The organism is Ochrobactrum sp. SFR4 (assembly GCF_019730395.1).
Lineage (GTDB): Bacteria > Pseudomonadota > Alphaproteobacteria > Rhizobiales > Rhizobiaceae > Pseudochrobactrum.
Map to the genome: position 1 here is coordinate 1 of NZ_JAAPBB010000150.1, position 502 is coordinate 502.

General features: G+C 51.0%; 1 protein-coding gene. It reads left to right on the forward strand.

The window, feature by feature from the left end; translation table 11 throughout:
- Positions 1-502, forward strand: a 502-nt coding sequence (locus HBA93_RS18295) for a carbohydrate ABC transporter permease (RefSeq protein ID WP_286202042.1), incomplete at both ends; no start/stop codon positions are given.

The window sequence follows — 502 nt, forward strand, 5'->3', positions numbered from 1 at the left end:
ATGCGGCACGCAAACGTGAAGAGCGGCTGGCATGGAAACTAATGGCGCCTGCTGTCTCGCTGGTGGTGTTGTTTATTCTGCTGCCGACACTGGCTGTACTCTATCTCAGCTTCACCAATTTTGAACTCGGCTATACGGATTATGAATTTATCGGTCTGGAAAATTATATTGAGCTTTTCAAAGACCGCACCTTCCGTATTTCCCTGCAAAATACTGCTGTTTATACGCTGATTGTTACACCGGTTTCCGTTTTTCTCGGATTAGGCGCAGCCTTGCTGATTGAGAGTGAAACACGCGGCAAAGCTTTCTTCCGCACAGTCTATTTTCTGCCTGTCGCATCGCTGCTGGTTGCTATGGCCACCGTCTGGCAATATCTGCTGCACCCGACAATGGGGCCGGTCAATGCCATGCTCGGCCTTTTAGGGGTCGACGGGCCAAACTGGCTCGGCAGTTCTTCCACCGTCTTGCCAAGCCTTGCCATGATCGGTATCTGGCAATCAGT